Origin of the sequence: Crassaminicella indica, assembly GCF_019203185.1 — a bacterium.
In the GTDB taxonomy this organism is placed as follows: Bacteria; Bacillota; Clostridia; order Peptostreptococcales; family Thermotaleaceae; genus Crassaminicella; species Crassaminicella indica.
On the sequence record NZ_CP078093.1, the window covers coordinates 1,384,861 to 1,406,288 of the forward strand.

General features: G+C 30.7%; 18 protein-coding genes. 17 read left to right on the forward strand and 1 reads right to left on the reverse strand.

Going from position 1 to position 21,428, the window contains the following annotated elements:
• Positions 1–2 precede the first annotated feature (2 nt).
• The 13 genes from KVH43_RS06620 (at position 3) to KVH43_RS06680 (ending at position 14,931) form a co-directional block, all read left to right on the forward strand.
• A complete protein-coding gene (locus KVH43_RS06620) occupies positions 3–1,727 on the forward strand; it encodes a [Fe-Fe] hydrogenase large subunit C-terminal domain-containing protein (RefSeq protein WP_218281778.1) in 1,725 nt (574 codons plus the stop codon).
• Positions 1,724–2,893 carry a SpoIIE family protein phosphatase gene (locus tag KVH43_RS06625; protein WP_218281779.1) on the forward strand — a complete coding sequence of 390 codons (1,170 nt, stop codon included), beginning with the start codon at positions 1,724–1,726 and terminating at the stop codon, positions 2,891–2,893. Before KVH43_RS06620 ends, KVH43_RS06625 begins: the two co-directional genes overlap by 4 nt.
• Before the next feature lie 14 nt (positions 2,894–2,907).
• Entirely contained in the window at positions 2,908–4,374 is a 1,467-nt protein-coding gene (locus KVH43_RS06630) for a 4Fe-4S dicluster domain-containing protein (RefSeq protein ID WP_218281780.1), read from the forward strand.
• Positions 4,375–4,541: 167 nt separating this feature from the next.
• The gene (locus tag KVH43_RS06635; protein ID WP_218281781.1) at positions 4,542–6,095 is read left to right on the forward strand and encodes a spore germination protein; all 1,554 of its coding nucleotides are present in this window, start codon (positions 4,542–4,544) and stop codon (positions 6,093–6,095) included.
• 4 nt (positions 6,096–6,099) lie between these two features.
• Positions 6,100–7,257, forward strand: a complete 1,158-nt coding sequence (locus KVH43_RS06640; protein ID WP_218281782.1) for a Ger(x)C family spore germination protein — start codon at positions 6,100–6,102, stop codon at positions 7,255–7,257.
• A gap of 3 nt (positions 7,258–7,260) precedes the next feature.
• Entirely contained in the window at positions 7,261–7,470 is a 210-nt protein-coding gene (locus tag KVH43_RS06645) for a hypothetical protein (RefSeq protein ID WP_218281783.1), read from the forward strand.
• Between the two features lie 5 nt (positions 7,471–7,475).
• Positions 7,476–8,636 carry a Ger(x)C family spore germination protein gene (locus tag KVH43_RS06650; RefSeq protein WP_218281784.1) on the forward strand — a complete coding sequence of 387 codons (1,161 nt, stop codon included), beginning with the start codon at positions 7,476–7,478 and terminating at the stop codon, positions 8,634–8,636.
• A 98-nt stretch (positions 8,637–8,734) separates the two neighbouring features.
• Positions 8,735–10,702, forward strand: coding sequence for a methyl-accepting chemotaxis protein (locus KVH43_RS06655; protein ID WP_218281785.1), 1,968 nt, complete (start codon positions 8,735–8,737; stop codon positions 10,700–10,702).
• Between the two features lie 160 nt (positions 10,703–10,862).
• Positions 10,863–11,738: a metal ABC transporter solute-binding protein, Zn/Mn family gene (locus KVH43_RS06660; RefSeq protein WP_218281786.1), complete on the forward strand. Its 876-nt coding sequence runs from the start codon at positions 10,863–10,865 to the stop codon at positions 11,736–11,738.
• A 10-nt stretch (positions 11,739–11,748) separates the two neighbouring features.
• On the forward strand, positions 11,749–12,519 hold the full coding sequence (locus tag KVH43_RS06665) for a metal ABC transporter ATP-binding protein (protein ID WP_218281787.1): 771 nt from the start codon (positions 11,749–11,751) through the stop codon (positions 12,517–12,519).
• Positions 12,512–13,327, forward strand: coding sequence for a metal ABC transporter permease (locus tag KVH43_RS06670; RefSeq protein WP_218281788.1), 816 nt, complete (start codon positions 12,512–12,514; stop codon positions 13,325–13,327). Before KVH43_RS06665 ends, KVH43_RS06670 begins: the two co-directional genes overlap by 8 nt.
• Before the next feature lie 121 nt (positions 13,328–13,448).
• Entirely contained in the window at positions 13,449–13,616 is a 168-nt protein-coding gene (locus KVH43_RS06675; protein ID WP_218281789.1) for an alpha/beta-type small acid-soluble spore protein, read from the forward strand.
• Positions 13,617–13,758: 142 nt separating this feature from the next.
• Positions 13,759–14,931 carry a polysaccharide deacetylase family protein gene (locus KVH43_RS06680; protein ID WP_218281790.1) on the forward strand — a complete coding sequence of 391 codons (1,173 nt, stop codon included), beginning with the start codon at positions 13,759–13,761 and terminating at the stop codon, positions 14,929–14,931.
• Positions 14,932–14,957: 26 nt separating this feature from the next.
• Here the strand turns inward: KVH43_RS06680 and KVH43_RS06685 are convergent, their stop codons facing one another.
• Complete coding sequence (locus tag KVH43_RS06685) at positions 14,958–16,286, reverse strand: sodium-dependent transporter (RefSeq protein WP_218281791.1); 1,329 nt, start codon at positions 16,284–16,286, stop codon at positions 14,958–14,960.
• A gap of 347 nt (positions 16,287–16,633) precedes the next feature.
• Between KVH43_RS06685 and KVH43_RS06690 the strand changes: the two genes are divergently transcribed.
• The 4 genes from KVH43_RS06690 to KVH43_RS06705 all read left to right on the forward strand — a co-directional run bounded on the left by KVH43_RS06690 (position 16,634) and on the right by KVH43_RS06705 (position 21,403).
• The gene (locus KVH43_RS06690) at positions 16,634–17,737 is read left to right on the forward strand and encodes a GerAB/ArcD/ProY family transporter (protein WP_218281792.1); all 1,104 of its coding nucleotides are present in this window, start codon (positions 16,634–16,636) and stop codon (positions 17,735–17,737) included.
• Between the two features lie 138 nt (positions 17,738–17,875).
• Positions 17,876–19,504, forward strand: coding sequence for a Na/Pi cotransporter family protein (locus KVH43_RS06695; protein ID WP_218281793.1), 1,629 nt, complete (start codon positions 17,876–17,878; stop codon positions 19,502–19,504).
• A gap of 539 nt (positions 19,505–20,043) precedes the next feature.
• The gene (locus KVH43_RS06700) at positions 20,044–21,135 is read left to right on the forward strand and encodes a hypothetical protein (RefSeq protein WP_218281794.1); all 1,092 of its coding nucleotides are present in this window, start codon (positions 20,044–20,046) and stop codon (positions 21,133–21,135) included.
• 1 nt (position 21,136) lies between these two features.
• On the forward strand, positions 21,137–21,403 hold the full coding sequence (locus KVH43_RS06705) for a hypothetical protein (RefSeq protein ID WP_218281795.1): 267 nt from the start codon (positions 21,137–21,139) through the stop codon (positions 21,401–21,403).
• Positions 21,404–21,428 lie beyond the last annotated feature (25 nt).

Consider the following 21,428-nt stretch of genomic DNA (forward strand, 5'->3'; position numbering starts at 1 on the left):
AATTGGGCATATTAAACTTTTCACAGGCAAATTGTAAAAATTGCTACAAGTGTTTACGGGCTTGTCCTGTAAAGGCAATAAAAATAAAAAATGAACAAGCAGAAATTGTGGAAGAATTATGTATTGGCTGTGGACAATGTTTAATAATTTGTCCTCAAAATGCTAGACAAATAAAGAGTGACCTCCAAGAAATAAAGGATGCAATAAAAAGCAATAGAAGAATGATTGCAAGTATTGCACCTTCATTTGCGGGAGCATTTTCTATGAAAGATGCAAGACAAATCGTAACAGCGCTAAAGCTTTTAGGTTTTCATATTGTTGAAGAAACTGCTATTGGAGCAGAAGCTGTTGCAATATTATATAAAGAGTATGTAGCTTTAGGAAAATATGAAAACCTGATTACCACTTGTTGTCCTTCCGGAAATTATTTAGTAGAAAAATATTTTCCATCGTTGATAAAATATTTAATCCCAGTGGTTTCACCAATGATTGCTCATGGAAAAATACTAAAAAATGAGTATGGTATGGATAGTTATGTAGTATTTATAGGTCCTTGTACAGGAAAAAAAATAGAATCTATCAATTTTCAACATAAAGGTATTATTGATGCAGTGATTACCTTTGAAGAATTAAAAAAATGGTTAGAAGAAGAAAATATTATACTAAAGGAGCTTGCACCAAAAAATTTTGATAAAGAGAGTTCAAGGGAAGGCTGTGGATTTCCAATAGACGGTGGAGTCTTAAAAAGCTTTATAAATGATGATAAAGGTAAGTATGAAATAATTAAAGTAGATGGTATAGACCAATGTATGAAGATATTTCAGTCTATTAAGCAGGGTAATATAAAAAATGCTTGTATAGAGGTAAGCACATGTAGAGGAAGCTGTGTAGGTGGCCCGGGAATGCTTAAACACGAAAATGACTTTTATAAAATTCAAAAGAAAATAAAGGAATATGTAAAAAGTAAAGAAGCTTCCTTTATGGACAAGCGCTATGAGGATATAGAGAATATTAATTTTACAAAGAAATTTTTTGATAGAAATTTGTCAAAGAAGAAAGCAAGTGAAGAAGAAATAAGGAGTATTTTAAGAAAGATAGGAAAATATGAACCAGAGGATGAACTAAATTGTGGAGGCTGTGGATACAATACATGTCGTGAAAAGGCTCAAGCTGTATACGAAGGAATGGCAGAGCTTAATATGTGCCTTCCTTTTATGAGGAGTAAAGCCGAGCGATTGACAAATGTTATATTTGAAAATACGCCAAATATTATTATATTAGTAGATGAAAATATGCATGTGAAAGAGTTTAACCCAACGGCAGAAAAAATTTTTAATATAAGAGCAGAAGAAATAAAGGATAAACCTATTTCTGTGATAATAGATGATCATATATTTCAAAAAGTTAAAGAAACTAAAAAAGATTTTATTGGACATAAGGTTGCTTATCCTCAATATGGTGTGGTATTATTACAAAGTATTTTATATCTAGAAAAACAAAATATTTTGTTGGCCATTATGACAAATACTACATTAGAAGAAAAACATAAAAAAGAATTGATTAGGGTAAAAGAAAAAACTATTGATGCAGCTCAAAGAGTTATTGAAAAGCAAATGCGTGTAGCTCAAGAAATAGCAAGTCTTCTTGGAGAAACAACGGCAGAAACTAAGATGATCTTAACAAAATTAAAACAAATCGCTTTAGATGAGAATGGTGATGCGAAGTGACCTATTTTATAGATGTTGCCTTTGATAGCTTAAATAAATATGGAGAAGAGCTATGTGGAGATAAGGTAGAAATTATCAGAACAGAGGATAGTATGATTATTGTACTAGCAGATGGATTAGGAAGCGGTGTAAAAGCAAATATATTAGCAACTTTAACTTCAAAAATAGCTGCAACGATGTTAATGGAAGGGGCTAGTATTGATGAGACAGTAGATACTATTATGAATACTTTGCCTGTATGTAGTGTAAGAAAAATTGCTTATTCAACTTTTACAATCATAAAGATTAATAATGATGGAGAAGTATATGCTGTTGAATATGATAATCCACCCTTATTTCTTATAAGAGAAGATGCGTATATTAATATAGAAAAAAGAAGTATTCCAATGAATGAAAGATTCATTAAAGAAAGCAATTTTACATTAAGACCTGGAGATACGCTAACTGTAGTAAGTGATGGAGTGATTCATGCAGGAGTAGGTGCAATACTGAATTTAGGCTGGCAATGGGATAATGTAAAAGATCATTTGACTAGGATTTCAGGAAAGGAAAAATGTGCAAAAAATGTTACTAAAAATTTGATAGAAGTATGTCAAAGCCTATATGATAATAAGCCGGGAGATGATACTACTGTAGTTACGGTAAAATTCCGAAAAGGTGAGGAAATAGACATGTTTACAGGGCCACCTAAAGATAAGAATGATGATCCGTATGTTGTTAAAAAGTTTATGCAAGGAGAAGGAAAGAAGGTAGTTTGTGGAGGAACTGCTGCAAATATTGTGGCAAGAGAATTGAAAGAAGAGCTAGTTGTAAATATGGATTTTTATGATAAGGATATTCCTCCTACAGCTAACATCAAAGGCATAGACCTTGTTACAGAAGGAGTTTTAACGCTATGTAAGGTTGTAGAAAAAATAAAAAAATATATTAATACATCTGAAACAAATGTTGCATATAGACCAAAGGATAAGGATGGTGCATCAAGATTAACAAAAATGCTTATTGAAGATTGTACGCATCTAAATTTATGGGTTGGGAGGGCAGTAAATCCTGCTCACCAAAATACGGGTTTTCCACTTGATTTAACCATAAAATTGAAGGTAGTAGATGAGTTAATTGAACTTATGGAAAAGTTAGGGAAAAAAGTAAAGGTAACATATATATAGTGAGGAGTGTGGGGATGAGAAAATTTGAAAGTAATGTACAGTTGATAAAATATGAAGTATTAAGAGAAGTAGCTAGATTTGCTATGGAAGGAACTCTTGAGGAAAATTATGAAAAAATTCCAGAGATGATTATTCCAGGACCAAAACCGAGAACAAGATGTTGTATATATAAAGAAAGAGCTATTATGGTAGATCGAGTAAAGCTTGCAATGGGAGGAGATAGGAGCAATCCTAATATTATAGAAGTTTTAGATATTGCATGTGATGAATGTCCTATTAATCGTTTTACAATTACAGAAGCTTGCAGAGGATGTCTTGCCCATAGATGTTCAGAGGCTTGCCCTGTTGGTGCAATTTTTCATGTTGGACAAAGGGCTTATATAAACCAAGAGAAATGCATAGAATGTGGAAGATGTAGAGATGCTTGTCAATATAATGCAGTTTCTGATGTATTAAGACCTTGTAGAGAAGCTTGCCCTACAAAAGCATTAACTATTGATCCAAATAATAGAAAAGCTGTTATTGATAATGAAAAATGTATACAATGTGGTGCATGTGTTATTCAATGTCCTTTTGGTGCTATTATGGATAAATCATATATTGTAGATGTTATTGATTTGTTAAATACAAGGGAAGAAAATAATATTAATGTATATGCAGTAATTGCACCTGCTATTGCAAGTCAATTTACAGAAGCTAATATAGGGCAGGTGGTAACAGCAATAAAAAAATTAGGATTTCATGATGTAGTAGAAGCAGCTTTAGGTGCAGATATTGTTACCCTTCATGAAGCTCATGAGTTTAAAGATACAATAGAAGATAAAAAAGTAATGACAAGTTCATGCTGTCCAGCTTTTGTCTCTTATATTAAAAAGTGTTATCCTGAATTTGTAGATAATATATCTACTTCTGTTTCACCGATGATTGCAATATCAAGACTTATTAAAAATATTGATCCTTGTGCAAAAGTAGTATTTATTGGACCATGTATGGCAAAAAAAGCAGAAATGCAAGAGGAAGATATTAAGGGGAGTACAGATTATGTCCTTACCTTTGAAGAGTTATGTGCAATGATTGATGCGGCAGGTATTGAAATTGAGAAATGTGAAGAAGATGTTTTAAATAATGCATCCTTTTTTGGAAGAATATTTGCAAGAACTGGAGGACTTACAGAAGCTATTAAGCATGTAATCGAAGAAGAGAATATTTGTGTAGATTTTAAACCAATTTCTTGTGATGGGATTGCAGAGTGTGATAAAGCATTAAAAATAGCAAAAGTAGGCAGACTTCAAGGGAATTTCATTGAGGGAATGGCGTGCAAGGGAGGATGTATTGGAGGTGCAGCATCCTTGCATCATGGACCGAAAGATAAAAAAGAAGTAGATAACTATGGAAAACTTGCTATTGAGAAAGGTGTAAAGGATGCTATTAGAATATTTGATATAGATAAAATAGATTTACATCGAAAGCATAAAAAATAAATCAACTCGTTATTTAAGCTCCTAGATAGTCTAGGGGCTCATTTTTATATTTCAATCAAATAAGAGCATAGCTTTTTAAAATGCATGTGGATAAATATTGCATAGAAAAATGTGTTGTAACAGATAATAGTAAATATCGAAGAATATAGCATTGTTGAGGTGTTTTTATGCTTAGAATATTAAAAGATAAGATTTTAGGAACTAATAGTAAAAAACAGTCTAATAAAACAAAGGATATAAAATTAACAAAATCTCTTGAGGAAAATATAGATTCATTTAAAAAAGTATTTGAGCCTAATGAAACCATTATTTTTAGAAGAGTAGAAAGCAAAGATTGGGATAAGCTAAAGTGTTGTCTGATTTTTATTGATGGAATGGTGGATAAAATAGATATTCATGAAAACATAATATTACCTATGATGAATAGTAAGCCTTTACAGAAAATAGGAGAACAAAATATTTTAGATATATTAGAAAGAAAAATCATTAATGCTTCAGGTATAAAAAAAGAAAAAGATGCTAATGAAATGATGATGAGTATTTTATCTGGAAGTAGCGTTATTTTGGTTGAAGGGTATTGTGAAGGCTTGATCATAGATACAAAAGGATGTGAAAAAAGATCTATTACTGAGCCTACATCAGAGCAAGTAGTGCGAGGACCAAGAGAAGGGTTTACAGAATCTATTATACCGAATTTAGCACTAATCAGAAAGAGAATATTAAGTCCTGATTTAAAATTTAATTTTATGGAAATAGGCGTTAGAACGAAAACAAAGGTATGTATATGTTATATAGAAGGATTAGCAAATGAAAAAATTGTAAGAGAAGTACAAAAAAGATTAGATGATATTCAAATTGATGCAATACTTGAATCTGGATATATAGAAGAATTCATAAAAGATGCTCCATTATCACCCTTTGCTACAGTTGGAAATACAGAAAGACCAGATATTGTTGTTGCTAATCTTCTTGAGGGGAAAATTGGGATTGTGGTTGATGGTACACCATTTGTATTAACACTACCTTATTTGTTTATCGAATATTTTCAAGCAAATGAAGATTACTACAATAATTACATATATTCTTCTATAAATAGATTGCTTAAAGTATTTGCATTTTTTTTATCAACAAGTGTACCAGCTATTTATGTTGCTTTAGTAACATTTCATCAGGAAATGATACCGACTCCCCTTATTTTAAGTATTTCAGCAGCAAGGGAAGGTGTTCCGTTCCCTACTATCATAGAGGCATTGCTTATGCTACTTGCATTTGAATTATTGAGAGAAGGAGGGGTGAGGCTTCCAGCTCCAATTGGTTCAACTATAGGCTTTGTTGGTGCTATTATATTAGGACAAGCAGCTGTAGATGCAAGATTTGTTAGTGCACCTATCGTAATAGTTACAGCCCTTACTGGTATTACCAATTTTTTAATTCCTAAAATGATTGGACCTATGATTGTTATTCGAACAATATTTTTATTTCTTTCAGCATTTTTGGGATTATATGGTTATATATTTGGAATTATTGGCTTGTTTATTCACCTTATGGCGATAAGATCCTTTGGTATTCCTTATATGACTAATATTGGATCTGTGAAAATGCAGGATATAAAGGATACTGCTATTAGAGCTCCGTGGTGGTATATGTATTACCGTCCAAAGCTCATCGGTGGGAAAAATCCTATTAGAAAAAAAGATTCTCAAATTCCAGAAAAGAGGTAACAGAATGAAAAAAATAATCCTTATTTTTATCATATGCATGTATATAATCATTGCTTCAGGCTGCTGGAATTATAGGGAGATTAATGATGTTTCTATAGCAGTAGGTACAGCAGTAGATTATGATAAAGAAAAGGATGAGATTATTTTAACAACAGAAGTTGTATATCCTATGCTAATTGATGGAAAAACCAAAATGAAAACTGAAATTATTAAAACAAAAGGGAAAAATATATTTGAAGCCATTAGGAATATGATTCCTTTAACAGGGAAAAAAGTATTTTGGGCTCATGCAAAGGTTATTATTATTAGTGAGGAGGTAGCAAAGAATGATAAAATCCTTATAAGCTTAGTAGATTTTGTAAAAAGGGATGCTGAGTTTAGGGATGATATATGGATGATATTGTCAAAAGAGAAAACTGCTGGAGAAATTTTAAAAACAGATGCAATGATACAGAATATAGTTTCTTTTCAACTAGAAGAAATTTTAAAAAATGAGAGAGGGATAGAAAAATATCATGCTGTTCCATTATGGAAGTTTGTAGATGATTTAGAGACAGAAGGTATTGATCCTACTCTTCCTACAGTAAAAATAACACCCTATAAAGACAAAAAGATTATTCAAATGCATGGAACAGGTATTTTTAAAGCTTCAAAGCTAGTAGGATGGCTCGATGGAAATGATTCAAAGTGTTTTCTGTTCATCATGGATAAAATAAAGGGAGGAGTTATTATTGTAGAAGAAAAAACACCTAAAGAACCAGTAAGAGTAGCATTAGAAATATTTAAAAACAAGACAAAGACGAAGTCTACATATGAAAATGGAGAAATAACTATAAATATTAATATAAATACAACTGTGAATATAAACGAATTGGAAAATCAGATAGATTTCATAAATGAAAGAGGAAGGAGTATGGTAAAGAAAGATGCTGAAAAATTAATAGAAAATAAAATAAAAAGCATTATAAAGAAGGTCCAAAAAGAATATGATAGTGATATTTTTGGATTTGGTTCTATTATTGAGAGAGAGCATCCAAAGCTTTGGAAAGAGATAAAGGATGATTGGGATAAAATATTTAAGGATTTAAAGATAGAAGTAAAAGCAGAAGTAAATATTAGAGGAAGTGCATTAAGATCAAAGCCAATTAAGGTGGGAAGTTGATATATGGTTATCTTAATTATATTGGTTTATATTATCATTGGTGTTGTTGAAATTGTTCCACTAGTAAAAAAGAATCAGAAAAAAGAATTGATCCTTTATAGCATAACTTTTATAGCTGCATTTATAATGAGTATACTTCTTAGTTTAGGAGTGAAGATTCCAAGTCCTGCAAAGCCTATAGAAAAAGTTGTAAAGATGATTATAGGTGGATAAGAGATATGATGAAAAAAAACAAGCTATTAATTTTTATGATAGCTTTAAGTTTATTGCTTTTTTCGGGCTGTTGGAACTATAAAGATATTGATGAGATGAGGCTAGTTGCAGGCATGGCATTAGATTATGATGAAAAGGGAAAAGAGTATATTACTACTATTGAGATTATAAATCCAGCATCAGAAAAAGAGGCTCAAATGCATGGAGAATTATATCAGAGTAGAGGGAAATTACCTTTTGATGGTGTAAGAGATATTATTACGAAAACAGGAAGGAAATTATATTGGGCACATGCAAAAACTATTATTATTAGTCAGGATATTGCCAAAAAAAGAATAATACCGATTCTTGATTATATATATAGAGATGCTGAATTTAGAGAAGATATGAGACTTATAGTTTCAAAGGAAAAAACTGCTAGAGAAATATTAGAAAGCTATCATGAGAAGGATGTACATCCAATAATTTCATTTCATTTAGATGATGCCATAGAATCAGAAAATAATATTGCAAAGTATCATTGTGCACAAATATGGAAATTCATAAAAGATTTATATTCTGAAGGAATATCTCCTACATTACCTACTATAAGGAATATAGTAGTTGAAGGAAAAATCCAGCCTTATATAGGAGGACTTACAGTATTTAAGGGTGATAAAGCAGTTGGATGGCTTGATGAGGTTGAAGCTCAAGGTTTTTTATGGACTATTGATCATATATATGGAGGGCTTGTTGTAGTAGAATCTACTATGAATAAAAAAGCTACTAGGATAACATTAGAAATATTAAAAAATAATACAAAGGTAAAACCTATATATATAGAAGGTAAACTTACTATGAAAATTGATGCTGAAACAGATGTAATGATAGGAGAAATAGGGGGAACACAAGATTTTATTGGCAAGGAAGGAAGAACGATATTAAAAAAAGATGCTGAAAAGCAAATTAAACAGCAAATAGAAAACGTCATAAAGAAAGTACAAAAAGATTATGATAGTGATATTTTTAAATTCAGCAAAAGCATAAAAAAAGAAATGCCAAATGTGTGGAAAAAAATAAAACCAGATTGGGATAAGGTTTTTAAAGACTTAAAAACAGAAGTAAATGTGGTTGTAAATATTAAAGGAAGTGCATTGAAATCTAAGCCAATTAGAGTAGCAAAATAAATTTTTATAAAACTAAACGATAAAAATATGATAAAATTATGAAAAGAGATAAAATTATAATATATAAGAGGTACAGTGTATTCAAGGGGGGATATAAAATGAAAGTAAAAGCTAAGCTTATATTAGCATTGGTTTTATTATCGAGTATAGCATTGATAACAGTTTCTTCTTTAAGCTATATTAATATCAAAAAAGAGATCGAAAAAAATATTCAGTCACAAATGAAAGGTGTTGCTGACGGGGTAAGTAATCACTTTAATCAGTGGATTTTAACAAAAGAAAAAAATTTGAGCATTACACATAGTATTTTAACAAATTTAGAAAAAGAAGAAATAGACTATAAAAAGTATATGGAGGTATTTAAGGAAGATACTGATTTATCTTCTATGTATATGGGCTTTGAGGATGGAAGGTATTTTGATGGAGGAGATTGGATTCCCCCAAAGGATTGGGATCATAGAAAGCGTCATTGGTATATAAAAGCAAAATCAGAGGGGAAAGTAGTATTTACGGAGCCTTACATAGATTCAGAAACAAAAGATTATGTTGTTTCAGTAGCTATTCCTATAAAGGATGCAGAAAACAATATAGAAGGTGTTATTGCAGAGGATATAATACTTACAGCTATTACGAAAACGGTTGGAAATATTAATATTAATGGATATGGACATGCTATATTAATAGATGATAAGGGGACTATTTTTTCACATCCTAATGAAAAATTGCTAAATACGAATATTTTAGAAAATGAAGAGTTAAAAGCTGTAGGGAATGAGATACTCCATAATGGTGAGGGAAATATAGAATTTAAAATAGATGGTGAAGAACAGTATATGGTATATAAGAAATTTCCAATAACAGGATGGATTTTAGGCGTTATTGCTGCTAAAGAAGATATGTATAAATCTCTTTTTGATATAAAAAAGAAGTATATAATGATTAATGGTATAGCACTTATGCTTATTGTTTTGTTTGCATTGTATTTTTCACGCAGATTAACACTACGCCTTGCAGAGCTTACAAAAAATGCAGAAGAAATTGGAAATGGTAATTTGACTGTTCAATCGAATATGTCAGGAAAGGATGAGATTGCTGTATTGTCTAATGTATTTGACAAAACTGTAAAGAATATAAGCGCTTTGATACATAAAAATAAAAATATAACAGATAAAATAACAGATGCATCTTGTGTTATTATGAATTCAGTACAAGGAGTAAGATATGCTAGTGAAGAAATTTCAAAAGCTGTTGGACAGATTGCAGCTGGTGTAAACAATCAAGCAGTAGAAGCTAATAGTAGCTTTGAGAGGACAAAGGATTTAGCAGAAAAAATTCAATATATGAAGAATTATATAAAAAATGTAACATATCATGCTGAAAACATGAAGGAAAAAACAGAAGAAGGCATTAATTCAATAATGAAATTGAATCAAAAATTTGAGGGAAACACAAAAGCATCAAAAAGTGTTGCAGAAGAAATAGGAAGACTTTCTAAAAAATCAAAATCTATAAGTGGTATAATAGAAACAATAAAAGCTATTGCAGAACAGACAAATCTTTTATCACTTAATGCAGCTATTGAAGCAGCAAGAGCAGGGGAAGCTGGAAGTGGCTTTGCTGTTGTAGCAGCAGAAGTAAAAAAATTAGCAGAACAGTCGTCTAATGCTACAAAAGAAATACAAAATATAATAGATGAAATAAAAGAAGATATTGTTCAAACTAATAACAAAATGGAAGAGGCTCAGGGGATTATTAGAGAAGGGAATGAATATTTAGGAAAAACAACAGAAATTTATAATGAAATTAAAAGATCAGCAGATGATGTAATAGGGCAAATAAAATGGTTAAATGAAAATATACAGCATATGGATCAAGCTAAGAGAGCTGTAGTGACTTCTATTGAAAAAATATCATCTGTAGCACAGCAAGCAGCAGCAACAACACAACAGATTAGTGCATCTGCACAAGAGCAGACCGTTTCTATGGAAGAAGTAGCATTATCTATGAATCAGTTAAATGAAATGATTAATGAACTAGCTCAGTCTATGAAGGTGTTTAAAGTTTAAAAAAATGGAGTTTACTTGCATAAGTAAGCTCCATTTTTTTAAACTTATAAAATTAATATAGTTAGGACAATAATAGAAAATAGACAGATATGAAAATGACTTGCATTTACATTTGCAGTAGGAATATAATATACATATAAAAATAGGAAGGAGTATGAATATGAGAAATGTATTGAAAATATGTTCTTATCTAATCCTTAGTATGATAGTATTTTTTTCTTTAACAGCTTGTAATAAAGAAGCATCTAATATAGAAAAGCTAACTGTAGCAGTATCTATAGTTCCTGAGAAGACTTTTGTAAAATCAGTAGGAGGAGATTTGATTGAAGTTGTTACTATGATTCCACCGGGGAATAGTCCTGAAAATTATGCACCTTCTCCAAAGGAGCTTGAGATGCTTAGTAAAGCTTCTGTTTATTTTTCAATAGGAGTGCCTACTGAAAAAGCCAACATTATTCCAAAGCTATCTAGTATAAGTGAAGATATTGATATTGTGCCTTTAGATGAAGAGGTTTCAAAGGTTTATAAGGATAGAGAGTTTTCACCTGGAAAGAGAGATCCTCATATATGGTTATCTCCTAAAAGGGTAAAGCTTATGATAAAGGTAATAGAAGATAAGCTGTGTGAAATAGATCCTAAAAACAAAGACATATATATAAAAAATGCCGAAGAATATATAAAAAAAATAGAACAGTTAGATGTGAAGATAAAAAAATCTATAGAAGATTTACCTAAAAAAGGATTTTTGGTATATCATCCTGCTTTTGGATATTTTGCAGATGATTATGGATTGAAAATGGTTGCTATAGAAAAGGATGGAAAAGAAGCAACAATAGAAGATATAAAGAGAATTATTGATTATGCTAAAAAGGAAAATATCAAGACTATATTTTATCAAGCAGAGATTGATTCAAAGCAGTCTAGAGTAATCGCTGAAGAAATAGATGGTGAAGCTAAAGAGGTAGCTCCTTTAGCACCTAATTATATAGAAAATATGGAGAATATAGCAAAAGCCTTTGCAGATTCCGTAAAATAGAGGTGGTAATATGAAAAATGCAGTAGAAATAGAAGGAATTGATGTCTTTTATAATGATGTACAGGTTCTTAATAATATAAATTTAAAAGTAAAAGAAAATGATTTCTTAGCGATTATTGGACCGAATGGAGGAGGAAAAAGTACGCTGTTAAAAGCTATATTAGGACTGATAAGATTAAGAACAGGGTGTATTAAAATTTTTGATGAACCTTTAAATAAATCTAAAGAGATTATAGGCTATGTACCACAGTTTAGTAGCTTTAATAAAAGCTTTCCTATAACAGTAAAAGAGGTTGTACTAATGGGAATGCTTAAGAAGAATAATAAGCTATTTATGAAATTTAATAGTGGAGAAGAGAATAAAGCAGAAAGAATTATGAAAAAATTGGATATTTTTCAATTGAAGGATAGACAGATTGGACAGCTTTCAGGAGGTCAGCTACAAAGAGTACTGATTGCTAGAGCATTAGCAGTAGAACCTAAAATACTCCTTTTAGATGAGCCAACAGCAAGTCTTGATGCTAATGTTAAAACTCAAATATTTAATATTTTAAAGGATTTAAATGAAGAAATGACTATAATTTTGGTTACTCATGATATGAGTGCTATATCTACTTATGTAAAAAATATTGCATGCTTAAATAAGGAGTTGTTTTATCATGGAGAACCAAGATTAAATGAAGAGATTTTAGGGCGTGTTTATGGTTGTCCAGTAGATATTATTGCACATGGGATTCCTCATAGAGTTTTGCATGAGCATAAGGAGGTTAAACATGATTGAAGGAATTTTTGCATATAAATTTTTGCAACATGCATTAATAGGTGCAGTTTTTGCGAGTATTGCTTGTGGTATTATTGGAACGGTTATTACAGAAAGAAAAATGATTATGATGAGTGGAGGTATTGCTCATACTGCATTTGGGGGAATCGGTATAGGATATTTTCTAGGTATTGAACCTATAATAGGAGCACTTGTTTTTTCTATTATGGCAGCTTTAGGAATTGCCAAAATAAATAAAAAAACTAATACAAGCAGTGATCTTTTAGTAGGAATGTTTTGGTCCTTTGGAATGGCTATAGGGATTATTTTTATATACTTAACTCCGGGATATCCTCCTGACATATCATCTTATCTTTTTGGAGATATTTTAACTATATCTAAAATTGATTTATATATTATATTTTTTTTAGATATGATTATTGTATTTGCAATTTCTGCTTATTTTCAACAGTTTAAAGCTTTTTTATTTGATGAAGAATTTACACAAGTTGTTGGAGTGAAGGTGAGTTTTTTAGAATATATGCTGTATATTTTAATAGCTTTAACCATTGTTATTTTGATAAGGGTAGTTGGAATTATATTGATCATTACCCTTCTTACAGCACCAACATCTATTGCAAAGCAGTTTACTTATAATTTAAAAAAAATAATGCTTTTATCTATATTTATAGGAGTTTTATTTTGTTTTTCAGGATTATATCTTTCTTATATATTTAAAATTCCTTCAGGGGCTGCTATTATTATTTTTTCTGTTTTTGCATATTTATTTGTGTCGCTTGTTAAGAATAGAAAAAGAATTTCTTATTAAAGGATTAGCTTAAAGTTTTTACTGCATTTGGTTTATATTCATAAAACTACAAGGAATTTATAAAATAAAAAAACAAATACTAATAATGAAAAGGTAAAAATTTATTTAAGGAGTTGAAATTATGGCTAAAAATAAAGCAGTAGTTCTTGAAGCAAGAGCAGCCTTAAATCAATTCAAATTGGAAATATCAAATGAATTAGGTTTATCTAAAGAATTAACTTCAAGGAAAAACAGATACGATAGTGGATATATGGTAAAAAAATTAATTGAAATATCTAAAGAAACTTAAAGAAGAATAAACCTCTTTTGCGATAAGGCAGGGAGGTTTATTTTATTTACTATAGAAAAATTTACAGGGTGTAAGTTTATAAAAAATACAAAAACTATTTTTTAAAGAAAGATTCTTATACAAATATGAAAGGGTAATGCTTATGAAAAAATGCATAGGAGCTTTTGTTTTATTTATAGTTATATTTTTTCCCTTTCAAAGCTTTGCAGAAAATGAAAGCTTGAATAATTTTATTTATATTGTTGTCAATGATCAGTTAGTATCCTTTCATGACACTTATCCTGTAGTAAAAAATGGAATAACTTATGTACCGATTAGCGCATTATCAGAATATTTAAAGGTTCATACAAAATGGGATCAGAGAAATAATTGTGTTTTTATTAGAAAGGGAAATAAAGAAATAATATTAGATCTTTCTCTTAAAGCGTTATTTACAGATAAAGGACAAATTTTAACAGATTGCATATTTTTAGAAAATAATCATACGATGGCTCCTTATAAGTTTATTGCTAATTACTTTGGATATGAGGTAAGCTATATTGATGAAGGTCCTATTGCAAGAGCAAGAAATGCTGCTTTATCAGTAGGAGATGATGAGTTGTTTTTTATGCTTCAAAATAAGATCATTAAAGAAAAGGAAAGGATTTTAGGAGAAATAAAAAAGAAACAAGAAGAAGCAAGAATGAAAAAGAGATTATTAAAAAAACAAGGAAAAATTGTATATATTACATTTGATGATGGTCCTAGTATATATACAGAAAAAATACTTAATATTTTAAATCAATATAACGCCAAAGCAACCTTTTTTATGCTTTCAGATAGAATAAGAATATATAAGAGCGTTGTTCGAAAATTAATAAATGAAGGTCATTCTGTAGGACTTCACGGGGTAAGCCATAATGTAAGAAAGATTTATAGATCTCCAAATACTGTTGTTTCTGAAATGAATATTTGCAATACATCTTTACAAAAGGTAGCAGGTATAAAAACTAATTTGATTAGAGTTCCTTATGGAAGCGTACCTTATATGACAAGTTCTTATAGAAAGGCAGTAAAAAGAGCAGGATATAAAATGTGGGATTGGAATGTTGATAGCAGAGATAGCTTAAGGAAAAATATTTCTCCGAATGTTATTATTAATAATGTAAAAAAACAAGTAAAAAGACATCGTGTACCAGTCATATTACTTCATGAAAGAAGCACGACTGTTAAGGCTCTTCCTCAAATATTAAAATATCTACAAAAAAATGGGTACAAACCTGTACCCATCAACAAAAGTCAAGATCCCATAAACTTTTGGAACAGGAGATATTAAGCCACATTATAGTGGCTTTTTAAATTTTAACCAATTCCTCCATAAATAATTCCTAAAACTAAAACAATGGCTGCTACAAATACAAAAATATATTTTGCAAAAAATCCCCACCATTTTCCTAATGGTCTTAAAGCACCTTGATTTACCTCAGCTTGTGCGCGTTCTATTCCGTAAATCCAGAAGAATGCAATAGCTGCAAGTAGTGCACTAAGAGGTAATAAATAGATGGTAATAAAATCTGCAAATTTTCCAAATAAACTCATATTGAGATCTAGGGGAATACCAAAAACAATGCCAATACATGCAGCAGCAATTACACCTTTTTTTCTACTAAAGCCAAGTCTATCCATAAATGCTTCTACTATTACTTCCATTAAAGCTACTTCTGTAGAGATGGCAGCGAATATAATACATAAGAAAAATGCAATACCAAAGAAAGTTCCTCCGCTTAGCTTTGTGAAAATATGAGGCATTGTAATAAAAAGCAGAGGAGGACCAGCTGAAACATCTAAATGAAATGCAAATGCTGCTGGAATAATGATAAATGCTGCTAAAAAAGCTGCTGATGTATCAAAAAAAGCAGTTTGTATTGCAGAGGAAGGAATGTCCTCATCTTTTCTTAGATAACTTCCGAGTACTAGCATAGCACCTCCACCTAAAGATACTGTAAAAAATGCCTGTCCTAATGCCATAATCCAAGTAATAGGTTTTAGTAGGTAAGACCAATCAGGTAGTAGTAAATAATTTACTCCTTCAATAGAGCCAGGCAGGGACAAGGATCGAACCATAAGTAGGATAAAAATAATAAACAATGATGGCATCATGATTTTATTTACTTTTTCAATACCTTGTTTTATTCCAAATATGACAATGCTAAGTGTGATCAGTATTGCAAGTATGTTCCAAAATATACTTTCAGGATGTCCTGCAAAGCTTTCAAAAGCACTATCAATATCCATATGATGAAAAGCACCTAATACAGCTAAAGAAAAATATTTTAATACCCATCCTACTACAACGGAATAGAATGTAAATATTCCTCCTATTGCAGCTACAGGGATACTCCCTATTATTGCACCGAATGGAATATTCTTTTCTTTAAATACTTTCTCAAAAGCACCTATAGGACCTCTTTGTTGAGATCTACCAAATGCAAATTCTCCCATAAGTCCAGTTGTTCCTAATAAAAAGACAAATAAAAGATAAGGAATAAGAAAGGCTGCTCCTCCAAATTGTCCTAATCGCCAAGGAAACATCCATATATTACCTAGACCGATGGCAGAACCAATACAAGCTAAAATAAATCCAAGTTTTCCTGTCCAAGTTTCTCTTTCTACTAAGTTTTTTGATGACATGATCTTCACCGTCCTTTTCTAAAAATAAAAAAACTTTCCATAGGAAAGTTTAAGGTACACAAAAATAAAACCCTGTATAGGGAAAGCTTATTTACTACCTATCTACAATCCTACCTATTTAAGAAATAATAATATAAAAACCTACAAAGCTACAAATGATTCTACTAAAGACTTTTTTATTATAGGAAAAATGCATACTGCTGTCAACAAAGTTTGTGGATATTTTTCCTGATTTTTTTGAAAAATATCATTTAATCCACATTTATAAGATGGATTAATAAGTTGAAAATATAAAAAGAACAATATGGTTAAACTATTGAATAGTTACTGAAAGCAAGGAGGAGCAAATGATGAATAAAGAGGTGATTTCTGATAAGCAGGCTATATCTATTGTAGTACTTTTTATGTCTGGTACATCTACTATGCTAATGCTAGCATTAGATGCATATGGTGATTTTTGGTTAGCTATTATTTTTGCTGTAGTAATAGCATTATTCACTACATTTATATTTTCTCAGTTACATGGCATTTATCCAGAAAAAGATTTTTTTGATATGTGTGAAGCTTGTTTTGGGAAAAGTCTCGGAAAGGTGATATGCATTTTATATATTTATTTTATTATTGAAGAAGCAACAGCAGTACTAATAAATACTAAGCAATTCATTACAGAAACAACTATGCCCGAAACACCTCAGACAATAGTAATTATTCCACTTATGCTTTTATGTGTTTGGGCTGTGAAAAGTGGAATTGAGGTTATAGGTAAGTGGTCAGAGCTTAGTATGATTATTTTTGTAAGCTTGATAATTATTATGGGAATATTATTAATTCCACAGATGGAGCTTGATAATTTTGAGCCTATATTGTATAAGGGAATCAAACCAGTTTTGAAAGGAACTTTATCTGCATTCACATTTCCTTTTGGTGAAATTGTAATGCTTGCTATGGTATTTTCAAATTTTAAAACGAAAAAATCTGCTTATAAAGTTTATATGCTTGGAATATTTATATCAGGAATAATTGCATTAATGACTTCAATAACTACAATTTTAGTTTTAGGGATAGATATTGCTACAACTTCATATTTTCCTGTTTTTAATGCAGCATCAGGAATTGATATTGGAGATTTCATACAAAGACTTGAAATAATAGCAGCACTGATTGGAGTAATAGGTGCATTTCTTAAAAATAGTATATTGTTATTAGCTGTGTGTAAAGGAATTACAAAAATATTTCATCTTACGAACTATCATTTGATGATTATACCTGTTTCATTACTCATCATCAATTATTCTAATATTTTGGTAGATAGTAGAATGAGATTTGTAGAATGGAATGAGAAGGCTTGGTCTTACTATGCTGTTGTGTTTGAGCTTTTTATACCAATGATTATGCTGCTCATTGCTACAATAAAAAAAGGAGCTATGGATTCAATGAGAAAGCAGCAGTAAGTAAATCGTCAAAAGGAATATATTTCAAGTGTCGAATTTAATAAAATTAACACAGATTTAACAAACATAGCAAGAAAATAATGTATGCTATAAATGAGAATAGTTGATATAGTAGAATTTTGGGAGGGTAGGTATCGTATGAAGATTTTTTTTGAATTGCTTGGAGGACTTGGTTTATTCCTTTATGGTATGACCATTATGGGAGATGGATTACAGAAGTCCGCTGGGGATAAAATGAAGAAAATTATTGAAGTACTTACAAACAACAGAATTATGGCTGTTCTAGTAGGTGCTGTAGTAACAATGATTATTCAGAGTAGTAGTGCGACTACTGTAATGGTTGTAGGATTTGTAAATGCAGGAATTATGAACTTAGTTCAGGCTACAGGTGTAATTATGGGTGCTAATATAGGAACGACAATTACGGCACAGATTGCATCATTAAAATTAACAGAAATTGCACCTATTGTAGTTGGAATCAGTGTAGGAGTTTGGCTTTTTACTAGCAATAAAAGAGTAAAAAATATTGCAGAAGTTTTTATAGGATTTGGAATTTTATTTATTGGTATGGATTTTATGAAGCATGCTGTAAAGCCTTTAAGAGAATATGAAGGGTTTAGAGATATGCTTCTTAGCTTTGGAAGAGGAACCTTTACAGATTCATTAATGGCAATTTTTACAGGATTTTTTGTTACTGCTGTTGTACAAAGTAGTAGTGCTACAACAGGAATATTGATTGCATTAGCTAGTGAAGGATTGCTTCCAATTGAAGCATCTTTACCAATTATATTTGGTACAAATATTGGAACCTGTGTTACGGCAATGCTTTCAAGTATAGGAGCAAATAGAACAGCAAAGAGAGCTGCTTTTATTCACTTTATGTTTAATATATTAGGAACATTAGTATTTATGCTATTATTTAAAGATATGACTATTGCTCTTGTAAAGAAGTTTTCGCCAACAGACGCAGCAAGACAGCTAGCAAATGCTCATACATTCTTTAACATTGCAAATACTTTATTGTTATTACCTTTTGCGAATATACTCGTAAAGTTAGCAAAAAAGGTTATTGTTGTTAAGGATTTTGAACGCACAAATCAAAGAGGAATTCAATACCTTGATGATAGAATGCTTGAAACCCCATCAGTTGCTATTGTTCAGGTAATCAAAGAAACATTGAATATGGCTAATTTAGCTTTAGAAAGTTATGAAAAATCAATGAATGCTTTCTTTGAAAATAGTGAGAAAATAGCGAATGAAACCTTTGCAATAGAGAAAGTCATTAACAGTATGGAAAGAGATATTGCTGAATATTTAGTAAAGCTTTCAAATACAAGCCTTTCTGCAAAACAACATGAAATTGTGAATGGATTATTTAATACTATAAATGATATAGAAAGAGTTGGAGATCATGCAGATAATTTAGCAGAATTAGCGATTTATCGAGTAGACAATAAATTAAACTTTAGTGAACAGGCTACAGGAGAATTAAAATCTATGCATGATCGTGTAGTAAAATCTTATAATCAAGCGATTCTTGCTTTAAAAACAGGGAATGTAAGTATAGCTAAAAAAATTCTTGAAAGAGAAGGAGAGATTGACCATATGGAAAAATCTCTTAGAGCTAATCATATTGAAAGATTGAATAAGCAACTTTGTAGTGCAAAATCAGGAATCGTATTTTTAGATATTATTAGTAACCTAGAAAGAATAGCAGACCATGCATCTAATATCGCTTTAGCAGTAATGGATACAACAGAAAAATAAAAAAGGATGATAGGATGATTTATTCATCCTTTTTTATTTTTGAAAAGCTAAATTAATTTCTTAACGCTGCAAGAAACTTTTATCATAAAATGCTTGAATATGATAAACAGTCGTTACTGATTTAAGTTTAAAATAAAAATTTGTGCCATAGTGCAATAAAGTAACCATAGTACAAGAAAATCAAAAAATGGTAGAAATTATACAGTAAAAAATATTGATTTGTACCATAGAAGAACACATTATTTTGTTATTCTTAACATAAGATTAAAAAAAAAGAGTGCAATTATAGAATTGAATATTATGTTATTTGATTCAGGTCAAGGTTTGTATATTACTATTTAAGTTCAGAAAATTATGAAAATAATGCGTAATATTATAAAAATTAGCGATATAAATGCAATAAAGTTGTCAAGGTGCAACTCAAAGGAAAACGTTAACAGAATTGTTTATGTATATAAAACTCTGTAAAAAAAATTAATGGTTAAAATAGCCATTTTATTTAAAGCAAATAAAAAAATTAAAGGAAGGGAGTTTTGTGTGTGTTAGAAAATCAACCAGTAGCTAATGCATCTGCAATTGCTGCTAAAAAGAAGCTGTCAGCCCAATTTTTCAGAAAAGGGATTACAATCGCATTACTTTCAGGTGTAACATATGGGTTTTATTCAGCATTTTTAACTTTAGGTATGACTAAGGGAGTTTGGGCTGATTGGTTTGGTCCAAACAAAGCAGGTTTATCAGCTTTTGTTATTACATTTGTATTAGCAGCAATAGGGAGTGCAGTAAATGATACATTAAGTGCTATCTGGGCAATGTTATTTGCAGCAGTACATGGTAAGTTTGGAGATTTTTTAAGATGTCTTAATACTACCCCGGGTCGAGTAATGGTTTTAGCTGCTCTAATTGGAGGGCCTGTTTCTAGTACAGCTTATGTTGTTGGTCTTCAAAAAGCTGGTTCAATTATTATTCCTATTACTGCTCTTTGTCCAGCTATTGGAGCTATTTTAGGAAGAATTTTATTCAAGCAAGAATTAAATAAGCGTATGATGCTAGGGATTGCTATTTGTGTTCTTGCTAGTTTTATGATTGGTAGTACAAGTATTAGTGGAGATGCAAAAGAAGGAGCTTTTTTAGGTGTTTGTATTGCTTTTATTGCTGCGCTTGGCTGGGGCTTTGAAGGCTGTGTAGCTGGTTATGGTACATCTATGATTGATTCTGAAATTGGTATTGCTATTCGTCAGGTTACATCAGGTCTTTCAAATCTAATTATACTACTTCCTATTTTTGGAATGATTGCAGGAAATGTTGGTATTTCAACTCATCTTGCATTTGAAGCATTTACAAGTGGATCTGCTATGATTTGGTTTGCTATAAGTGGTTTTTTTGCATATATTTCTTACATGTTTTGGTATAAAGGTAACAGTATGTGTGGTGCAGCTTTAGGAATGGCTTGTAATGGAACATTTTCATTTTGGGGACCGTTTTGTTGCTGGTTAGTACTTGGCGTATTTTGTGGTATCGATGGTTGGTCGCTACCACCTATAGCTTGGGTTGCTGCTGTACTTATGGTGATTGGTATTTTAATCATTTCAATGAATCCAATGGACTTATTTAGAAAAAAGGAGGAAAAGTAATATGAAACCTCTTAACTATGCTATTTTGAAATATTTTACAAAGGTTGAAGATGCTTGTGCGGAAGATGTTATTGAAGCCTTGAAAGATGAATATGGTAATTTCAAAGCTTTGAATAAAAAAGATGTACTTTCCGCTTTAATGACAGCTGAAGCTAATGGTCTTCTTGAAGAATCAAGATTTGAAATGTCAGAATCTGGTGAATTGTTGATTTATTACCGTGCCAATGAAGAAGGAGCAGCTACAATCAATAAATATATTAAAGATTAAAAGCTTAATAAAGATAAACAAACAT

Excerpts from the sequence above, each read along its gene's own strand:
- KVH43_RS06630 (WP_218281780.1), top strand. The coding sequence starts at position 2,908 with ATGAGAAAATTTGAAAGTAATGTACAGTTGATAAAATATGAAGTATTA.
- KVH43_RS06635 (WP_218281781.1), top strand. The coding sequence starts at position 4,542 with ATGCTTAGAATATTAAAAGATAAGATTTTAGGAACTAATAGTAAAAAA.
- KVH43_RS06640 (WP_218281782.1), top strand. The coding sequence starts at position 6,100 with ATGAAAAAAATAATCCTTATTTTTATCATATGCATGTATATAATCATT.
- KVH43_RS06645 (WP_218281783.1), top strand. The coding sequence starts at position 7,261 with ATGGTTATCTTAATTATATTGGTTTATATTATCATTGGTGTTGTTGAA.
- KVH43_RS06650 (WP_218281784.1), top strand. The coding sequence starts at position 7,476 with ATGATGAAAAAAAACAAGCTATTAATTTTTATGATAGCTTTAAGTTTA.
- KVH43_RS06655 (WP_218281785.1), top strand. The coding sequence starts at position 8,735 with ATGAAAGTAAAAGCTAAGCTTATATTAGCATTGGTTTTATTATCGAGT.
- KVH43_RS06660 (WP_218281786.1), top strand. The coding sequence starts at position 10,863 with ATGAGAAATGTATTGAAAATATGTTCTTATCTAATCCTTAGTATGATA.
- KVH43_RS06665 (WP_218281787.1), top strand. The coding sequence starts at position 11,749 with ATGAAAAATGCAGTAGAAATAGAAGGAATTGATGTCTTTTATAATGAT.
- KVH43_RS06670 (WP_218281788.1), top strand. The coding sequence starts at position 12,512 with ATGATTGAAGGAATTTTTGCATATAAATTTTTGCAACATGCATTAATA.
- KVH43_RS06675 (WP_218281789.1), top strand. The coding sequence starts at position 13,449 with ATGGCTAAAAATAAAGCAGTAGTTCTTGAAGCAAGAGCAGCCTTAAAT.
- KVH43_RS06680 (WP_218281790.1), top strand. The coding sequence starts at position 13,759 with ATGAAAAAATGCATAGGAGCTTTTGTTTTATTTATAGTTATATTTTTT.
- KVH43_RS06685 (WP_218281791.1), bottom strand. The coding sequence starts at position 16,286 with ATGTCATCAAAAAACTTAGTAGAAAGAGAAACTTGGACAGGAAAACTT.
- KVH43_RS06690 (WP_218281792.1), top strand. The coding sequence starts at position 16,634 with ATGATGAATAAAGAGGTGATTTCTGATAAGCAGGCTATATCTATTGTA.
- KVH43_RS06695 (WP_218281793.1), top strand. The coding sequence starts at position 17,876 with ATGAAGATTTTTTTTGAATTGCTTGGAGGACTTGGTTTATTCCTTTAT.
- KVH43_RS06705 (WP_218281795.1), top strand. The coding sequence starts at position 21,137 with ATGAAACCTCTTAACTATGCTATTTTGAAATATTTTACAAAGGTTGAA.